The 18,595-nt window shown below is 41.6% G+C and carries 18 protein-coding genes, 3 tRNA genes and 1 riboswitch; of the genes, 14 read left to right on the top strand and 7 right to left on the bottom strand.

All coding sequences use genetic code 11. The features are described 5' to 3' along the window. Positions 1 to 396 precede the first annotated feature (396 nt). Entirely contained in the window at positions 397 to 2,514 is a 2,118-nt protein-coding gene (locus L659_RS0104945; RefSeq protein ID WP_196812462.1) for a TonB-dependent receptor, read from the bottom strand. Positions 2,515 to 2,598: 84 nt separating this feature from the next. On the opposite strand from L659_RS0104945, the gene L659_RS0104940 reads away from it, so the two are divergent. The 8 genes from L659_RS0104940 to L659_RS0104905 all read left to right on the top strand — a co-directional run bounded on the left by L659_RS0104940 (position 2,599) and on the right by L659_RS0104905 (position 10,281). Continuing rightward, positions 2,599 to 2,997: an acyl-CoA thioesterase gene (locus L659_RS0104940; RefSeq protein WP_010555268.1), complete on the top strand. Its 399-nt coding sequence runs from the start codon at positions 2,599 to 2,601 to the stop codon at positions 2,995 to 2,997. A gap of 126 nt (positions 2,998 to 3,123) precedes the next feature. Beyond that, a complete protein-coding gene (locus L659_RS0104935) occupies positions 3,124 to 3,522 on the top strand; it encodes an META domain-containing protein (RefSeq protein WP_032826923.1) in 399 nt (132 codons plus the stop codon). Between the two features lie 107 nt (positions 3,523 to 3,629). Next, positions 3,630 to 3,744, top strand: a riboswitch (TPP riboswitch). A gap of 140 nt (positions 3,745 to 3,884) precedes the next feature. Continuing rightward, positions 3,885 to 5,837: a phosphomethylpyrimidine synthase ThiC gene (gene thiC / locus L659_RS0104930; RefSeq protein WP_024589780.1), complete on the top strand. Its 1,953-nt coding sequence runs from the start codon at positions 3,885 to 3,887 to the stop codon at positions 5,835 to 5,837. A gap of 118 nt (positions 5,838 to 5,955) precedes the next feature. Beyond that, positions 5,956 to 6,966, top strand: coding sequence for an FAD-dependent oxidoreductase (locus tag L659_RS0104925; RefSeq protein ID WP_024589779.1), 1,011 nt, complete (start codon positions 5,956 to 5,958; stop codon positions 6,964 to 6,966). Positions 6,967 to 6,973: 7 nt separating this feature from the next. Then, a complete protein-coding gene (gene thiS, locus L659_RS0104920; RefSeq protein WP_002960781.1) occupies positions 6,974 to 7,168 on the top strand; it encodes a sulfur carrier protein ThiS in 195 nt (64 codons plus the stop codon). Between the two features lie 5 nt (positions 7,169 to 7,173). Continuing rightward, the gene (locus L659_RS0104915; protein WP_024589778.1) at positions 7,174 to 7,965 is read left to right on the top strand and encodes a thiazole synthase; all 792 of its coding nucleotides are present in this window, start codon (positions 7,174 to 7,176) and stop codon (positions 7,963 to 7,965) included. 10 nt (positions 7,966 to 7,975) lie between these two features. Further along, on the top strand, positions 7,976 to 9,511 hold the full coding sequence (gene thiE, locus L659_RS0104910; protein WP_024589777.1) for a thiamine phosphate synthase: 1,536 nt from the start codon (positions 7,976 to 7,978) through the stop codon (positions 9,509 to 9,511). 20 nt (positions 9,512 to 9,531) lie between these two features. After that, a complete protein-coding gene (locus L659_RS0104905; RefSeq protein WP_024589776.1) occupies positions 9,532 to 10,281 on the top strand; it encodes a HesA/MoeB/ThiF family protein in 750 nt (249 codons plus the stop codon). 394 nt (positions 10,282 to 10,675) lie between these two features. On the opposite strand, the gene asd is transcribed toward L659_RS0104905, so the two are convergent. Then, positions 10,676 to 11,542: an archaetidylserine decarboxylase gene (asd, locus tag L659_RS0104900; protein WP_024589775.1), complete on the bottom strand. Its 867-nt coding sequence runs from the start codon at positions 11,540 to 11,542 to the stop codon at positions 10,676 to 10,678. Between the two features lie 15 nt (positions 11,543 to 11,557). Beyond that, on the bottom strand, positions 11,558 to 12,616 hold the full coding sequence (rsgA, locus tag L659_RS0104895; protein ID WP_024589774.1) for a small ribosomal subunit biogenesis GTPase RsgA: 1,059 nt from the start codon (positions 12,614 to 12,616) through the stop codon (positions 11,558 to 11,560). 121 nt (positions 12,617 to 12,737) lie between these two features. Between rsgA and orn the strand changes: the two genes are divergently transcribed. The 4 genes from orn (at position 12,738) to L659_RS0104875 (ending at position 13,833) form a co-directional block, all read left to right on the top strand. Then, positions 12,738 to 13,283, top strand: coding sequence for an oligoribonuclease (gene orn, locus L659_RS0104890; RefSeq protein WP_024589773.1), 546 nt, complete (start codon positions 12,738 to 12,740; stop codon positions 13,281 to 13,283). A gap of 183 nt (positions 13,284 to 13,466) precedes the next feature. After that, positions 13,467 to 13,542, top strand: a tRNA-Gly gene (locus L659_RS0104885). 96 nt (positions 13,543 to 13,638) lie between these two features. Then, positions 13,639 to 13,714: transfer RNA gene (locus L659_RS0104880), tRNA-Gly, on the top strand. A gap of 43 nt (positions 13,715 to 13,757) precedes the next feature. After that, positions 13,758 to 13,833 (top strand) — tRNA-Gly (locus tag L659_RS0104875). Between the two features lie 231 nt (positions 13,834 to 14,064). Here the strand turns inward: L659_RS0104875 and L659_RS0104870 are convergent. From L659_RS0104870 to L659_RS0104860, 3 genes are all read right to left on the bottom strand, one after another. After that, positions 14,065 to 14,493 (bottom strand): secondary thiamine-phosphate synthase enzyme YjbQ, encoded by a 429-nt coding sequence (locus L659_RS0104870; protein WP_024589772.1) that lies wholly within the window; start codon positions 14,491 to 14,493, stop codon positions 14,065 to 14,067. Beyond that, positions 14,490 to 14,957 carry a chemotaxis protein CheX gene (locus L659_RS0104865; RefSeq protein WP_007580265.1) on the bottom strand — a complete coding sequence of 156 codons (468 nt, stop codon included), beginning with the start codon at positions 14,955 to 14,957 and terminating at the stop codon, positions 14,490 to 14,492. The genes L659_RS0104870 and L659_RS0104865 overlap by 4 nt, the downstream gene beginning before the upstream one ends. Before the next feature lie 75 nt (positions 14,958 to 15,032). Further along, positions 15,033 to 15,470: a transcriptional repressor gene (locus L659_RS0104860; RefSeq protein ID WP_007580267.1), complete on the bottom strand. Its 438-nt coding sequence runs from the start codon at positions 15,468 to 15,470 to the stop codon at positions 15,033 to 15,035. A gap of 95 nt (positions 15,471 to 15,565) precedes the next feature. On the opposite strand from L659_RS0104860, the gene L659_RS0104855 reads away from it, so the two are divergent. Beyond that, on the top strand, positions 15,566 to 16,186 hold the full coding sequence (locus tag L659_RS0104855; protein ID WP_024589771.1) for a MarC family protein: 621 nt from the start codon (positions 15,566 to 15,568) through the stop codon (positions 16,184 to 16,186). Positions 16,187 to 16,309: 123 nt separating this feature from the next. Further along, a complete protein-coding gene (gene dusA, locus L659_RS0104850) occupies positions 16,310 to 17,242 on the top strand; it encodes a tRNA dihydrouridine(20/20a) synthase DusA (protein ID WP_024589770.1) in 933 nt (310 codons plus the stop codon). 54 nt (positions 17,243 to 17,296) lie between these two features. Here dusA and L659_RS0104845 read toward each other — a convergent pair whose 3' ends face one another. Then, positions 17,297 to 18,592 carry an IS4 family transposase gene (locus L659_RS0104845; RefSeq protein ID WP_032826755.1) on the bottom strand — a complete coding sequence of 432 codons (1,296 nt, stop codon included), beginning with the start codon at positions 18,590 to 18,592 and terminating at the stop codon, positions 17,297 to 17,299. Positions 18,593 to 18,595: the final 3 nt, after the last annotated feature.

The raw sequence follows: 18,595 nt of genomic DNA, 5'->3' as shown, positions 1-18,595 counted from the left end.
AACATCAACCCCAACAACATACGCCAAACCTGTAGGTGCGAATTTATTTCGCGCTCGTGTAATTTAACTTTATAAAAAAGCGAGGTATAAAACCTCACCTACAATAAACATCAAACCCAACAACATACGCTAAACCTGTAGGTGCGAATTTATTTCGCGCTCGTGTAATTTAACTTTATAAATAAGCGAGGTATAAAACCTCACCTACAATAAACATCAAACCCAACAATATACGCTAAATCTGTAGGTGCGAATTTATTTCGCGCTCATGTAATTTAACTTTATAAAAAGCGAGGTATAAAACCTCACCTACAAATAAAAACACCGCGTTTAAATTAAACGCGGTGTTTTTATTTGCTTGCAGAAAGCTTTCATTTGAAAGCCAACGGCTGTGTTTTACAGATTAAGCGTAAACGTAACACCTGCTACGCGAGGCTCACCTAATTGTGTGTAGGTATGCGTTGCGTAACCATCTTGTGGATCGTTACCAAACTCAAAGCCACGTGTAGGGACTGTTTCGTCAAACACGTTACGAGCCCATGCGCGAACTGCCCACATGTCTGCTTCGTAGCCAAAGCTTAAATTAACTAAGTTGCTGCTTGGTGCTTGTGAATTGTGACTATCTGAGAAGTAGTAATCGTCCTTACCTTCAATACCAACCATGCCGTAAAATGCATTAGTAAAGTTGTAACGTGCAGTAAATGCATACTGGTATTTAGGTGACTGTGCTTGCTCACGACCGTCTTGGTTTAAGCCAGACTGCGTTACAAAGTCATCTATTTCAGTGTTTAAGTAACCAGCACTACCCGTTAAAAATAGATTATCAGTTAGTTGGTAACTACCTTCAACTTCTAATCCGTAGTTGCTACCAGAACTTGCGTTATCAACATAACCGGTAAATTGCTGACCTTCTACTTGCCATGCTTTTAACTGAATATCGTCGCGGTGCATGTAAAATGCAGCTAAGCGAAGCGTAAATTTGTCATCAAGCGATGAGCCTTTAACACCAAACTCGCCACTCCATAAATATTCAGGGTCGAAACTGGTGTGTTGCTGGAAAAAATCAGCGCTTAGGTTTAAGCCTTCATCTTTGGCTTTAGCAAGCGCTTCTGAGTTAATACCGCCAGCTTTGTAGCCACGCGTAATGCTGGTGTAGATCATCGTACGATCAATTACCTGATACTCTAGCGCAATTTTACCGCCAACCATTACATCGTCAGTATCTTCTATAAAGCCATTGCTATCGGTGTAGTCACCTTGGTATTGCTCTACACGTAAACCAGTAATTAATGTTGTTTTAGGGCCAATTGGAGTCGCTACTTGACCATATACTGCAACGTTACTCGTTTCGTAAGTTGAAGAAAATGGGCTTGCTAACCATGTGTATTGGCGCTCTAAATCAACGTCACGGTTTTGGTAATAAATACCCGCAACCCAGTTACCCGTTTTAGAATTAAACTGTAAATCTACAGACTGATCGTCGCGATCGCGGCTGTAAAGATCGGTTGAGCTGTATCCATCTGGATGTAAGCCAGCAGCACATAACTTTGGCTCACTTGTATCGTTACATACCCAGTCTTCGTCAAAGCTGTAAAGTAATTCGGTATCAATAGCCGACAGGTTTAGATTTACATCAAAAGCGTCAAAACCCGTGTAAGTATTCTTGACACCTATAGCGTAGCTTTCTTGATTATCTTGGCCTGGTTCATCGGCAACACTATTGCGGCTGTTATCAAGCGTAAACGCATCGTAACCATTGTTTATGTCAATATAGTGAAGGTTTAACTCAGTATTTAAATGCTTTGTAAGCTGACTGTTTATTTTAAAGCGGGCTACTTGTTCGTCTTGATTTTGTGTTTCGTCATTTAAGTACAAGTTATCTACGTAACCGTCTGACTTTCTGCGAAAGTAGCTAACGCGTGCGCTAGTGTCATCTGTTAAGCCTGTGCTTGCTGCAATGCCTGCTTCGCGGGTGTTGTATGTGCCAGCACCTACTTGTAATTTTAAACTTGGATCGCTCGTGGCTTTAGCTGAACCCATTTGGATCATACCGGCCATACCATCTGCGCCAAAGCGTGTACCTTGTGGGCCACGATAAATTTCTACTTGGTCTATATCAAATAATAATGAGCTGCCACCAAGACCAGAATAGTTAATACCATCAATAACTAAGCCTACAGATGGGTTAATAGGGTCTACAAATTGTGAGCGAAGTCCCACGCCACGAATTTGGATGTAACGACCACGCGACGCACCAGATGCAAAATTTACATTGGCGGCACTGCCTAACATTTCGTCTAAGTAACTTGCACCACGTTGATTAATTTCATCTTCGCTGAATAAGCTCGCACTCGCGCTTAAAGTTTGAATGCTTTCGCGCTGAAAATCGCCGGTTACAACAATTCTTTCTAGGTCGCTATCATCAGCGTTAGCTGCAATTGGTGCACCAAGCAGCGGTAAAAGTGCGGCAGTAATTAAAGACAAACGTAAGTTCATTGGGTTACTTAACTCCATTTTAGGGACTCGTATGGTAGCAATTATTTAAACACATGTGCTATAAACGCGGCAATTATACGTTAAATAATCAGGATTACTAATATGACCTTTAAAGTTGACTTCAAAGTACGTGATTACGAATGTGACTTACAAGGTATCGTAAATAACAGTGTTTATTTTAATTATTTAGAGCATGCTCGCCATGAATTTTTGTACGCACACGGTATTGATTTTGCTCAATTAGCGAAAGATAAAATTAACCTAGTCGTGATGCGCAGCGAAATGGACTATAAACATTCACTATTACCAGGTGATGAATTTTATGTGGCTGTGGAGCCGCAGCGTATTAGTCGTTTAAAATTTGCGTTTAAGCAAACGGTTATACGCAAAAGCGATGAAAAAGTAATGCTCAATGCACTGGTTATAGGAACGTCTGTTAATGAAAAAGGTAGACCGTTTTTACCAGAGCAAATAGATAACGTGTTCAAAACTACAACTTAGTACTTAATCGCATAACTTTTGAACTATCATAGAACAAAAATTTACATTTAAAACATGCATTTTTAACGGATAAAGGGCATAAATATTGTTACAATTACATTAATTAGACAATTAGTTAGTAGTAACATGAAATTAGCAGCAATACCGATGCTTATAGTCGGTTTATGTGTTGGTTGCGCATCAACAGGGACGGTTACCAGTGAGCAGCTTAAATACACCCAATGGCAATTATCACGTGTTGATGGTTTAGCAATTCCACCTTCGTTTAATGCATCAATGAGCTTTATTGAAGCGCTGCAAGTAAACGGTTTTGCTGGCTGTAACAAATTTTTTGGTGAGGGCTCGCTTGAAGAAAGTAACCTTACCGTAAGTAAATTAGGAATGACGCGCAAGTCGTGCGGCGAAGAGCTTGATGAGTTTGAGCAGCAGTTATTGCAAGCCTTAAAGCAAGGTGCCGAGCTTAAAATGCAAGACCAGCAATTAGTCATGCAAGGCGAGCAAACATTTGTGTTTATTCCTAAATAATTTTAAGTTTTTGAAAAACAGCCCCTTGCGGGCAGTTTTTAACTGACGTACACTCATCGCAGATTTGATGGATAACAACTTCAAATTAACGAAAAGAATTTATATATCAATACTTGTCGGAGTGCCAAAGCTAAGTAATTAGTTTTTGGCTGAGATCGCGAAAGCGGGATCCGTGAACCTGATCAGGTTAATACCTGCGTAGGGAACAAGCTGCCTAAAATGGGACGCTTGTGCGTCTTTTTTTATGCGCACAATAAAGTGATTTATTTTTTAGGCTGCAAAGTAGCATGTACGCTACTTTACGATCTTTCTCTATTCCTCGGAATATCTGACAAGACAACCCTTAAGCAATGAGGCAAGTCATGTCAAATACTACAAATAAAGCGTCACGCCGAGAAACTCGTGCTGCCGCGTCTGAATATATTTATAACTTAACGGGTCAACCGTTCCCAAACTCTCATAAAGTATACGTTGAAGGTACTCAACCTGGTGTGCGTGTTGGTATGCGTGAAATCACATTAAGTGATACGTTTATTGGTGGCACAGATGAAAACCCTGTTTATGAGTCAAACGATCCGCTACGTGTTTACGATACGTCGGGCCCGTATACCGATCCTAATTTTGAACTTGATGTACGCAAAGGCTTACCAAAATTTCGTGAACAATGGATTGAAAGCCGTGGCGACACCGAGGTTTTAGAATCAGTGACGTCGCAGTTCTCGCAGCAACGCATGGCAGATGAAGGGCTGGATCATATTCGCTTTGATCACCTTCCAAAAATTCGCCGTGGTGTCGCTGGTAAAAACGTAACGCAAATGCACTACGCACGCCAAGGGATTATTACTCCTGAAATGGAATACGTAGCCGTTCGCGAAAATATGGGACGTGCAGAAATTCGTAAAGAATTATTAGCAGCGCAGCATAAAGGCGAGTCGTTTGGCGCGAGTATTCCTGAATTTATTACCCCAGAATTTGTACGCGATGAAATAGCCCGTGGTCGCGCTATTTTACCAAATAATATAAACCATCCAGAAACAGAACCTATGATTGTAGGCCGTAACTTTTTAGTAAAAGTTAATGCCAATATTGGTAATTCATCGGTTAGCTCATCTATTGAAGAAGAAGTAGAAAAAATGGTGTGGTCTACCCGCTGGGGCGCAGACACCGTGATGGACTTATCAACGGGACGTTACATTCACGAAACGCGTGAATGGGTTGTACGTAACTCGCCTGTACCTATTGGCACAGTACCGATTTATCAAGCGCTTGAAAAAGTAAATGGTGTGGCTGAGGATTTAACGTGGGAGATTTTCCGCGATACGCTTATTGAACAAGCCGAGCAGGGTGTTGATTACTTTACTATTCATGCCGGTGTACTGCTTCGTTACGTACCAATGACGGCTAAACGTGTAACCGGTATTGTGTCGCGCGGTGGCTCAATTATGGCTAAGTGGTGTTTAGCGCATCATAAAGAAAACTTTTTATACACGCACTTTGAAGACATTTGCGAAATTTTAAAACAATACGATGTGTGTTTTTCACTCGGTGATGGACTTCGCCCTGGTTCGATTGCTGACGCCAACGATGAAGCACAGTTTAGTGAGCTGCGCACATTAGGTGAACTGACTAAAATTGCGTGGAAGCACGACGTACAAGTATTTATTGAAGGTCCTGGACATGTGCCAATGCACATGATTAAAGCCAATATGGATGAGCAATTAAAGCATTGCGACGAAGCACCTTTTTATACTTTAGGCCCGCTAACGACCGATATTGCACCAGGGTATGACCATATTACTTCTGGTATTGGGGCGGCTCAAATAGCATGGTACGGTTGTGCAATGCTTTGTTATGTAACACCTAAAGAGCATTTAGGTCTGCCAAATAAAGAAGATGTTAAAGAAGGCTTAATTACCTACAAAATTGCAGCGCATGCCGCCGATTTAGCAAAAGGTCACCCAGGCGCGCAAGAGCGCGATAACGCCTTATCAAAAGCACGTTTTGAGTTTAGATGGCATGACCAATTTAATATTGGTTTAGATCCAGACCGAGCTCGCGAGTATCACGACGAAACCCTTCCGCAAGAATCAGGTAAAGTTGCTCACTTTTGTTCTATGTGTGGTCCTAAATTTTGTTCGATGAAAATTAGCCAAGAAGTACGCGATTACGCTAAAGATTTAGAAACACGCGGTATTGATCCTAATAACGCTGGCGACGCTATTGAAATAAAAATGGTTGATGTAGAAGCCGAAATGAAAGCTAAATCGGAAGAGTTTAAGCAAACAGGCTCAGAGATTTATCACAAAGCGGTATAAAACAATTATTGCTAGAAGCTAGATACAAACGTAGGTGAGGCTTTGTGCCTCGCTTCTTTAAATAATAGAAGAAGTGCGAAGTAAATTCGCACCTACTAATAACTGCTTTGGAGGTTTTATGTTTTATAACATTGCTGTGGTGGGTTTTGGTTTAGCAGGGCGCTTAGCTGCCCTTGAGCTAAGTAAGTTGCACCATGTTACTGTGTTTGAAGCCGACGACGAACATACTCAAAATAGCGCCGGTAAAGTCGCTGCAGCAATGCTTGCCCCGCTTGCTGAGTCGGTGTTATGTGAGGCTGATTTAGCTTTAATGGGTCTTGATTCAATGAAGCGCTGGCCCAGCATTATTGCAGAACTTGAAAGTGAGGTTTTTTTTCAGCAGCAAGGCACTTTGGTCATTGCGCATCAGCAGGACAAAGGCGATTTACAAAGCTTTGCACAGCGTATAAAACCGCTAGCTGATCACACTGCCGAGCATATAAATGCCCAACAAATTACAATGCTTGAACCTGAACTTGCTGGGCGTTTTAACCAAGGCTTATTTTTACCTTGTGAAGGGCAAATAGATAACCAAGCATTTTATAAAGCCAGCTTTGCACAGCTCAACAAACGCAAAGTAAAATTTGTATTTAATCAGCGCGTAACCATTAGCGACAATAAAATAAACAATCGACCATTCGATTACATTATTGATTGCCGTGGGCTTGGTGCTAAAAATACTCAAGATGATAAACCGCTTAGAGGTGTGCGCGGCGAAGTAGCAAGGTTATACGCACCAGAGGTAAGTTTAATCAGGCCCGTGCGCTTAATGCACCCGCGTTATCCAATTTATATAGCGCCTAAACCTAACAGTGAATATGTAATTGGTGCGACCGAAATAGAGTCACAAGACAATGGTGCCGCAACAGTGCGCTCAACTCTTGAGTTACTTTCAGCGGCTTATACCGTACACAGCGGGTTTGCCGAAGCACGACTACTTAGTATTCAAACCGGATTACGCCCCGCATTTAGCGATAACCGCCCAGAAGTATCACAAGTTGGTAATGTAATTAGCATTAACGGTTTGTATCGACATGGTTATATGTTGGCGCCGGCATTAGTGGCGCAAGCAGTTTCACGAATAGAGTGAGAGTAGAATGAATATTACAATTAATGGCGAGCTACTTAATGTTAATAGCAAAGCACTCGTTGAGGTACTTCAAAGTTTTGGTGCAGTCGCGCCTTTTGCTGTGGCTGTTAATGGCGAATTTATTCCACAAAGTCGGCACAGTAACTATGTACTTAATGAAGGCGACAGTGTTGAGTTGCTGTCACCCATTCAAGGTGGATAAAGCTCATGCAAACTAAAGACTGTTTAACTATTTATGGAGAGCAAATAAATAGCCGCTTATTAATCGGCTCTGCGCTTTATCCGTCGCCCGACATTATGACCCAATCGATAGTCGCCTCTGGGGCTGAAATTGTAACCGTGTCGCTTAGGCGCCAACAAAGTGCAGCAGCCGGTGATGACTTTTGGCAGTTAATAAAAAATACAGGCTTAAAAATACTCCCTAATACCGCAGGGTGCCACAGCGTTAAAGAAGCTATAACGCTTGCAAAAATGTGCCGAGAGGTATTTGCCACCGACTGGATTAAGCTAGAGCTGATTGGCGATGATTACAATTTACAGCCAGACCCTTTTGCGCTACTTGAAGCCACAAAAATATTAATTAATGATGGCTTTAAAGTATTGCCTTATTGCACCGATGACTTAGTACTTTGCCAGCGCTTAAATGAACTTGGGTGTGAGGTACTTATGCCATGGGGGGCACCAATAGGCACCGGTAAGGGATTGTTAAATAGCTATAATTTAAAAACTATTCGAGAGCGCTTACCCAATACCACATTAATAGTAGATGCCGGTTTAGGTTTGCCATCGCATGCCTGCCAAGCACTCGAAATGGGGTATGATGCGGTATTATTAAATTCAGCCATTGCAGGGGCGGGTTGCCCAATTACTATGAGCCGCGCATTTAAAGCCGCAGTTGAAGCGGGGCGCTTTGCATACAAAGCAAAAGCGATGCCGGAAAAAGACGTTGCAGCCCCATCAACCCCAACAATGGGTATGCCATTTTGGCATCAGCAGTGAAGGAAAGAATATGAATAACGTAGTATGGACAATTGCCGGTTCTGATTCTGGCGGCGGTGCCGGTATTCAAGCTGATATAAAAGCAATGCAAAGTTTTGGTGTACATGGCTGCACGGCAATTACGGCGCTTACTGCACAAAATAGTTTAGGTGTAGAGGCTATTAATGCAGTGTCTACCGATATTATTGAATCGCAGTTACTTGCACTTGAAAAAGACATGAAAGCCAAAGTGATAAAAATTGGCATGTTAGCCAATGTGCAGCAAATTCAGTTGATCAGCGAACATATAAGTCACTATAAAGCTAAGTGGCCTGTGCCCCCCGTTATTGTATATGACCCTGTCGCTATTGCCTCAAGCGGTGACTTACTAACAGAAGAAGACACGGTAAGCGCAATAAAAGAATGTTTACTGCCGCTGGTGGATGTAATAACTCCAAATACACACGAAACACAGTTATTAACCGGTGTGTATTTAATTGGCCCGGCTGCAATAAAAGAAGCGGCTAATAAGCTATTAAGCTGGGGCGCAAAAGCCGTTGTTATTAAAGGCGGACATTGGGATTACCCAAGTGGCTACTGCATTGATTATTGTATTGATAGTAATACGCAAAGTGGTGAAGAATATTGGTTAGGCAATCAAAAAATACAAACACCGCATAACCACGGCACCGGGTGTAGCATGGCTTCGGTAATTGCTGCGTGTTTAGCTAAAGACTACCCATTAAAAGATGCCTTTATTTTAGCTAAGGCATATATAAACCAAGGGCTAAAACAGTCTGTTCGATACGGCGAGGGGATTGGACCGGTTGCTCAGACCTCGTTTCCCACTAATTTAGCTGACTACCCACAAGTAATTGAGCCAGGTAGCTGGCTGGGCGATGAACTAGATTTTGATGTGCCGCTTGATTTTAATATGGCTGCTGATTTTGCACCTTGTGAAAGTAAATCGCTGGGCTTATATGCGGTTGTTGATAGCACCGATTGGTTAGAAAAGTGTCTACAACAAGGCATTAAAACAGCGCAGTTACGCGTTAAAAATAAAACGCAAGACGAGCTGAATGAGCTCATTAAGCAAGCTGTTGAGCTGGGCAAGCAATACAACGCACAGGTATTTATAAACGATTACTGGCAGCTAGCTATTAAGCATAGTGCGTATGGTGTGCATTTAGGGCAAGAGGATTTAGACATTGCTAGTTTAGCCGCTATTAAAGACGCTGGGCTAAGGCTTGGGCTTTCTACTCATGGCTTTTATGAAATGCTGCGTGCGCATAATTATCGCCCTAGTTATATGGCATTTGGTGCTATTTACCCAACCACAACAAAAGATATGACAGGGCAAATACAAGGTCTTGAAAAGCTGATTAAATTTGTACCGCTTATGCAAAGCTATCCAACAGTGGCAATAGGCGGTATTGACTTAAGCCGTGCTGAGCAGGTAGCGAAAACCGGCGTAGGCAGTGTTGCCGTAGTGCGTGCGATTACCGAGGCTGATAATTACGTAGAGGCTATAAGTGCTCTGCAAGTAGCCATAAGCAGTGCAAATTAATACTAACAAGGCTGGTAAACGTGAATGAGCTAAGCGAAAAAGAAACCCTTCGTTATAGCCGCCATTTGTTGCTTGAAGAAGTTGGGCTTGAAGGGCAGTTAGCACTTAAATCCTCAACGGTTGCAGTAGTGGGGGCTGGTGGTTTAGGTAGCCCAGCACTTTTGTATTTAGCTGCGGCGGGCATTGGAACGCTTATTTTAATTGACGATGACGAAGTTGAGCTTTCAAACTTACAGCGCCAAGTGCTTTATAAAATAAACCACTTAGGGCAAAACAAGGTCGCTGCAGCGGGTAAAGTATTAGCGAGCCTGAATAATCAAATAGACATAGTAACGCATTGCCAAAAGTTAGATGAGAATAATGCAGTTAACATTTTAAAAGGTGCTGACATCGTACTTGATTGCTCTGATAACTTTAGCACTCGCTATTGCGTTAATCGTTATTGTATTGCTAATAAAACACCGTTAATTTCTGGTGCTGCATTGGCAACTAAAGGGCAGTTAATGGGCTTTGATTTTAGGCAAAGTGATAGCCCATGTTATGGCTGTGTTTTTCCACAAAGCGAAGCTACACCAGTTATCAATTGCAGTAACGCAGGAGTGATTAGCCCGCTACTGGGTGTAATTGGCTCTATGCAGGCGCAACTTACGCTCAACTTATTAATGGGGCATGCAGAGGGATGTGTATTTATAACGTTTGATGCACTTACTTTAAAGCAGCAGCACTTTAAAGTGATTAAAGATTCAGAGTGTAAAGAGTGTGGTAAATAGGTTTTTGAGGGGCTTGTGCCTGTTATTACATGTGGCGTTAAAGAATTAAAAGCTGCGCTTTTCGCGTGAGCAAGCTTCACGCCTACAGTACATCAAAATTCTTACACCAAATTTGTATACGCACAGCTTGCTGGCGTGACGAGCAAAGCTCGTAATTTCTATGCCAGATGTCTTCTCATTTACATCTCTTTTGCTTCTCTTAGTGCAATAAGATCTTAAGTGATTTATTCACAAAGAGGTTAAGAGGGCGCTTCGCTTTAGAGAAGCCAATTAATAGTTATCAGTTATAAATATTAAAAGCGGCGCTTTACGCGTGTGCAGGCTTTACCCCTTCAAAAATAAAAAACCGCGTTAATTAAACGCGGTTTTTTTAATTTCGAATTAACGATTTATTTTAGTCGTTAATTTTTGCAAACGCAGTACCTAAGCGAGTAACCACTTCAGGTAGTTGATCGTCCAATATTTCAGCTTTATCAGCACCCCATGCAAGTACCACAGTAGAGCCTAATTTAAAGCGACCCATCTCTTCACCCTTTTTAAGCGTGATAGCGTTATCGCCAGTGGTTGGGTATTTCCAAATAAATACATCACTACCTGCTGGTGGCGTGACAGTACCTGCCCAAATAGTTTCTATACTGGCTACAATTGTTGCACCAACAAGTACCATAGCAAGCGGACCAATCTCAGTTTCAAAAATTGCTACTACCCGTTCGTTACGTGCAAACAAGTTAGGCACGTTTTGCGCTGTAAGTGGGTTTACTGAAAATAAATCACCTGGCACGTAAATCATTTTGCTTAGTGTGCCATCAATTGGCATATGAATACGGTGGTAATCTTTAGGCGCTAAATAAATAGTGGCAAACTTACCGCCTAAAAATGGTGTTGTATCATCTTGTGAGCCGCCTAGTAGCGCTTGTAAGCTGTAATCGTGACCTTTAGCTTGTATTAGCTGTCCGTCAACAATATCGCCTAGCTGGCTGATTGCGCCATCCACTGGATGAATGATGATATTGCTATCTTCTACCATTGGGCGCATGCCGTCTTTTAAAGGGCGAGTAAAAAATTCATTAAAGCTTTTATAATGAGCCGGATCTGGGTATTGGGCTTCGCTCATATCTACTTTATATTGCTTAATAAATAGTTTAATTAAAGTAGTTGTTAAAGCACCCGCTTTTGCAGCAGCTAATTTTCCGACTACGCGTGAAATAAAATGTTTTGGCATTGCGTACTGCATTGCGATTTTAAATTTGTCTAAACTCACAGTATTTTTCCTAAATTATACGCGAGGCGCACGGGCGCCTGCACGGCCATCGGCCATTGTTTCTAAAATTCGGTGGTAGCTGTCAAAGCGCAATTGAGAAATTCTTCCATCGGCTACTGCTTCTTTAACGATGCAACCCGGGTCGTTTAAATGTTTACAGTCTCTAAAGCGGCATCCGCCTATAAATTCTCTAAATTCTTTAAAACACCACGTTACACGCTCAACATCTAAATGCCACAAACCAAACTCACGAATACCTGGCGAGTCGATTAGGTTACCGCCACTTGGTAAGTGGTGAAGGCGTGAAACAGTTGTTGTGTGCTGGCCTAAGCCGCTGTTTTCAGATACTTCTTTAGTTAATATTTCAGCGTTAGGCAATACAGTATTAACGAGGGTTGATTTGCCCACACCACTTTGGCCAACAAAAATATTATTTTTATCAACAAGTACTTCTTTTAATTTATTAATACCATCGCCTGATATATTACTAACAAGAAGTACTTGGTAATCAAGTTTACGATAGATATCGAGAACTTTTTGTATTTCGTTAAGGCCTGCTTCGTCAATTAAATCGGTTTTATTGAGCACTAAAATTGGCTCAATGCCCATATCTTCACAGGCTATTAAATAACGGTCGATAATACTGGGTGTAAATTCGGGTAATACCGCCGATACCATGAGTATTTGGTCAATGTTGGCTGCAATAACTTTAACACCGTCGTAAAAGTCAGGGCGGGTAAGTTGCGAGCGACGCTCTTGCGTGGCTTCAATTACACCGGCTAAATCACCCTCACTTACTTTGGCACGGCGAAATAATACTTCATCACCACATACTAAATTAGACACAGTACGGCGTATATTACAGCGGAGTACATCGCCATTTTCAGTTTCGACATCGGCGTGTTGGCCAAAACGACTGATCACAATTGCGCTCTCGACCTGACCTAAGTTATCGGTTTGCCATTCTTGCGCCCCTTTTTTAGCCGGTCTTGAGTCTGCGCTATTAATGCGCTTTTGGTGATTGGCCTTGATCTGACGCGATTGGCCTTTACTTAATTTTTTTTGTTTTGCCACTGGAGGCCTATAACCTTAGTTAAATGTCGCTTTTCCTAAAAAAAGCTTTAGCTCGACGGTTGATGCTAATATGATATATCGAAATGCGTTGGATCTAAAGGAAAGCACCGCTTAGGTAATTATGACTATTAATAAATCAAATTTAATTTGGCTCGATCTTGAAATGACAGGGCTCGAACCAGAGACCGATAAAATACTCGAAATTGCGACGGTTGTCACTGACGCAGACCTGAATATATTAGCCGAAGGGCCAACTATAGCTATTCATCAAAGTGATGAATTACTAAATGGCATGGACGAGTGGTGTACTACTCAACATGGTAAGTCGGGTTTAACAGCGCGCTGCAAAGCAAGTACCTTTGATGAAGCCTATGCTGTGGAGCAAACTTTAGCGTTTTTAAAGCAGTGGGTACCAGCAGGCACTTCGCCAATGTGTGGTAATTCAATTGGTCAAGACCGCCGCTTTATGAATAAATATATGCGCGAGCTTGAAGACTTCTTTCATTACAGAAATCTTGATGTGAGTACTATTAAAGAATTAGCACGTCGCTGGAAACCAGAAGTGCTTGTAAAAGTGAACAAAAAAGGCTCACACCTTGCTTTGGATGACATTAAAGATTCGATTATGGAATTAAAAGTCTATAGAGAAAATTTCTTTAATTTGTAAAAAACACTTGCAAACAGACTGTATTATTGTAGAATCCTGCCCCGCTCAAGACGATAACCCACGCGGGGTTAGTGTGTTTGAGTGATTGAATTACCATCAATAAATGCGGTACTAGCTCAGTTGCTAGAATGTTGAACGCGACCTGTCGCGCACCAACGTAAAATAACTGAAGAAATAAAAAATGCGGTACTAGCTCAGTTGGTAGAGCGCGACCTTGCCAAGGTCGAGGTCACGAGTTCGAGCCTCGTGTACCGCTCCAATTTCTAACCAAAAGAAATTGAAGTGAATAAAAGCTAGCTCAGTTGCTAGGATGTTGAACGCAATTTATTGCGCATCAATAAAATAACTGAAAAATGCGGTACTAGCTCAGTTGGTAGAGCGCGACCTTGCCAAGGTCGAGGTCACGAGTTCGAGCCTCGTGTACCGCTCCAATTTCTAACCAAAAGAAATTGTAGTGTTGAATGAAAATATAATGCGGTACTAGCTCAGTTGGTAGAGCGCGACCTTGCCAAGGTCGAGGTCACGAGTTCGAGCCTCGTGTACCGCTCCAATCTTTTTATATCCTTTCAAAATTTTCTGCATTAAAAATCATAAATAAAATTATAATTTAAAATCTCTCTTATCTACTTTATTCTATGTGCAATATTCAGCATTGAAGCTTTGGTTGTTAGAAGCTATCGCTTCGCGCGAGCTCTGCGCCTACAAGAAAGGTGTCGTACTTTGAAGTTATGAGATATGAGTGAGGTAGGAAGAGTTAATACTTTGAAACCGAGAGCTTTTATTAAAATAGCTCCCCTTGAATAGTTGCTATAACTCGTCTAGAGCCACCAGAATCACGATGTTCACCTAAATAAATGCCTTGCCATGTACCTAACGCTAAATAACCATTTGAAATAGGAATACTTAGCTCGCAGCCTAACGTACTGGTTTTTATGTGTGCAGGCATGTCGTCGTCACCTTCATAATCGTGGCGGTAGTAAGGTTGACGCTCAGGAACGAATTTATTGAAATGGCTTTCCATGTCCATACGAACAGTGGGATCTGCATTCTCGTTTATGGTAAGGCTCGCTGAGGTATGCTGAATAAATAAATGTAACAAGCCTATTTTGTAACTCGCCAGTTCAGGAAGTTGAGATAATATTTCGTCATCAATTATATGAAAACCTCGCGGGCGAGGTTTTAATGTAATTTGCTTTTGCTGCCAACTCATAGTTTATCGAAGCTAACTTCAATGTTTGCATTACCAGCATCACAACTAAATGGCATGATGATTTTTTTACCTTGGCTTTTATGAGTAATTGTATGACCTTTACCCGATACCACAATAGGCGTTGCCATATCAAAGTCGAAACCTTTCTCGCCAAGTAAATTTTTAGCACCACCAGTTACCATGTTGGTTATTTCGCCAACCATATCGGTAACTTCTTCATCTATGGTATCAGGGCGTTCGCCAAGCATACGCTCCATGATGGTTAATGCTAATCCTTCATCAAATGTAATTGAAAATGATCCACGCGTTTGCGGGCCAACCATACCAATCAAACCTGATACATCACCACAGGCTATCTCATCAGTTTTAATGCGAGGTTTACCCGGCTTCAATTGAGTTTGAGCCATAGTGCTTAAAACATTAATTAAAGAAGATAAAAAAGGATTGATGAATTCTACATTCATAGTGGCTACTCTTAAATTTGTTCTGTGAAATGACTATATAGTTTGAGTATAGTCACTAAGGATAACTTTGAAGGATTATGATGCTCTGCAAGATTCACATTTACCATGTGCTTCTATTGTTTGCCCTGATACGACAAAGCCACCTTCGGCAGCTAGATTATTAAGCTCATGCGAAATTACACTCGAGTGTAATTCTTTAACAAAGCCACATGTATCGCAAATTAATAATTGTACCGGGTGAATATGATCAAAATGATGGCACAGCATAAATGCATTTGTGCTTTCAATTTTATGAATAAAACCTAGTTCAGCTAAAAAGTCTAATGCACGATAAATAGTTGCAGGTTTAGCACCTGTTTCAGTTACTTTTAATTGCTCAAGCAAATCGTATGCACCAACACCACCTTGTGCACTGGCTAATAGACGAAATACTTTCTCGCGGATAGGCGTAAAACGCGCACCACGGTTGTCACAAACTTGTTTTGCTTTACTTACGAGTGATTCTATATTCATCATTACTCTTATCCTTATGCTACCGTGATATACTAACATACTGTGTTGTAGTTGCAGCGTTTTTATTAAGCGCTTTTTACCTAGGAAACCCAGTAATGCACGAACTATTGGCTATATTTATTTTCTTTTTTGCGGTTATTGACCCCATTGGCACTGTACCTGTATTTATTGCAGTCACACGTGGTGATGATGAGAAATTTAAACGTAAAGTTATATTTAAAGCGGTAGGTGTATCTGCATTAGTGCTCTTATTTTTTGTACTCGCAGGTGAGCAATTACTTAACGCAATTGAAATTCCACTTTCGGCTTTTCAAATAGCCGGCGGTATCATATTACTTATTTTTGCACTTTCAATGATATTTGGTGAAAGTAAACCAGAAGCCGAAATTAAAAGTGTACGCGACAGCACTGAAACCGCTATTTTTCCGCTTGCGATTCCGTCTATCGCGAGCCCTGGCGCTATGTTAGGCGCCGTATTAATGACTCGTAATGAAGAGTATACCTGGGTTGAGCAGTTACTAACGTCTTCAATGATGCTTGCTGTATTAGCAGTTGTACTGGTTTTGTTACTACTTGCAACGCATGTACATAAATTAATTGGTGACAGTGGCGCAAGTATAATAAGTAGAATTATGGGGCTTATTTTAAGCTCGGTTGCCGTTACTAATATTTTAAATGGCATAGCCCATTATTTTGGCTTGCAGGTGTTCTCTTAACATTGATGCCTGCCAGGCTTTTGTGTAAAATGCAGCGCCTTTTAAGCTGTGCTTAATAACTTTAATACCCTGAGGTTTGCTTTGAATAAATGTACTTTGGATAGACGCTTTTCTGTGGCACCAATGCTTGATTGGACTGATCGCCATTGTCGTACTTTTCATCGCAAAATGACTAAACATACTGTGCTTTATACTGAAATGATAACCACAGGGGCTATTTTATTTGGTCGAGGCGACTACTTACATTTTAATAAACACGAAGGCCCAGTTGCACTGCAACTTGGTGGCTCTGATCCTAAAGCGCTTGCGCAATGTGCAAAACTGGCAGGTGAGCGTGGCTATGACGAAATAAATTTAAATGTAGGTTGCCCGTCAGACAGAGTTCAAAATGGTCGATTTGGCGCATGCTTAATGGCTGAGCCTCAATTAGTTGCTGAGTGTGTTGCAGCAATGAAAAGCGAAGTAAGTATTCCTGTAACTGTTAAAACGCGTATTGGTATTGATGAGCAAGATTCGTATGAGTTTTTATGTGCGCTTATTGAAGCGTCTCATAAAGTAGGGTGTGATGATTTTATTATTCATGCTCGTAAAGCATGGCTCAATGGTTTAAGCCCGAAAGAAAATCGTGAAGTCCCACCGCTTGATTACCCACGTGTTTATCAACTTAAAAAAGATTATCCGCAGCTAGACTTAAGCCTAAATGGCGGCGTTAAAACAATTGAGCAGAGCCTAGAACATCTACAACATATCGATGGTGTAATGATTGGGCGTGAAGCTTACAGTAACCCATTTATGCTCAATGACGTTGATGAGAAAATTTATGGTGATGCTGCAAACACACAATCACGCCACGACGTAGTGCGCTCAATGTACAGCTACATTGAAGAAGAAATGCGTTTGGGTGCTAATTTTTGGCATATTGCACGTCACATGCTCGGTATTTTTCAGGGGCAGCCTGGTGCACGCGGTTTTAGACGCCACCTCTCTGAAAGTGGTCATGGTAAGCAAGCTGATTTATCGGTAATGGATAAAGCATTAAGCTTTGTACCAGAATAAAGCTAAGCTTTTAAAATTCTAAACTTAAGCCACTTTCGAGTTAACACCATTCAGTTAAGCATGCTTTGACTTAATGGTGTACCGAGTTTTTGAAATTCGAACGGTCCTACTTTTGGGCCGTTTTCTTTTTTCTGGAAGAATATAACGTTTCACTCGTTCTCGCATTGCCCTTAATTTCTTTGGAATTGAACCTGGCGAAGCGATGGCACACCAGAGTATTTCATCCTGTATATCCCGCAAAGCCATGACAAAACTAATTCTCAGCGGGGAGACTTTAGCCTCTTTGGCTATTCGACTTATCTCTACTCGAATTAAATTGTAGGCTAGCAATATACCCCATAGCTCTTGATTGACTCCATCCACAGTCTGACTACGCAAAAGAATACTATCCTCAAGCATCTGGTGTTTTATTTCTCCATAGCTATTTTCAATTTCCCAGCGCTCGAAATAGACATCAAGAATGGCCTGTGCACCAAAAGCCTGTTTATCATCCAAAGAGCACAGCAGACCTTTTATTTTTCCAGGCCCCATTGGCTCAGGATAAAGAACCAGTCTGGCCTGCCAGCACTCAGGAAGCGAAGGGTCTTGTTTTCTGGCATGCGCAGATACACTCATCTCTACTTTGAAGTCATGCTCAGAGTAAGATTCAATGACGGTGTATTGCGTGTTGCTTTTAATCGGGACCATCCAGTGCGACTGTGGGTGTTGCTTACGCCAATTAATCAGTAGCTCAGCGCTGAGATAACATCGGTCAAAAATAGTTAGACTGTTATCACTTACATGACCAAATAACTGCTTTGCGTAGTTCACCTCACCTTGATAACTGGGCCCGAAGGCAACGTGGTGTATCAACCGGCTACGCAAGGAGCTTAAGGCGCATAGGCGTACAATAGGATATTCTGTATGACGGTTTTTACTGTGCTTAATATAGTGAAAGTGCTCAGCAAGAGCAGGTGTATCAGGTGCACGAAATTGCGTTCCATCAACAGAAAATAACCGGAGTCCATACCACGTATCATCAGCATCTTCTTCTTGTGTCCAACGGGCTGCACATAGGTGAAATAAGGCTTGGAGGGGGTCGCTACTCAGGCGCTGTCTCGCTTGAGGAATAGCACTTGGAGCAACCGTATCGCCCAGGGTATCAGTGAGTGTTAAATCTAACTTCTCAACAACGTCACTAATAGAGCGGTCGCGAAAAAGACCCATTGCAATGATAAGCCAGACGACAAGCTCAGCAGGTAACTTACGTTTGCGAATACTTGCTTTATCGGTCTGCTCGAGCACATTAGAAATCCACTCAAGAGGGATATGTTTCTGAAATGTAGATAAAGAGTCAGGAGTGGCGAATATATC

The sequence above is a fragment of the Pseudoalteromonas sp. S8-8 genome, assembly GCF_000497875.1.
In the GTDB taxonomy this organism is placed as follows: Bacteria; Pseudomonadota; Gammaproteobacteria; order Enterobacterales; family Alteromonadaceae; genus Pseudoalteromonas; species Pseudoalteromonas arctica.
The sequence above is the reverse complement of the archived record's forward strand: the minus strand, read 5'-3'. Positions and strand labels throughout refer to the sequence as shown.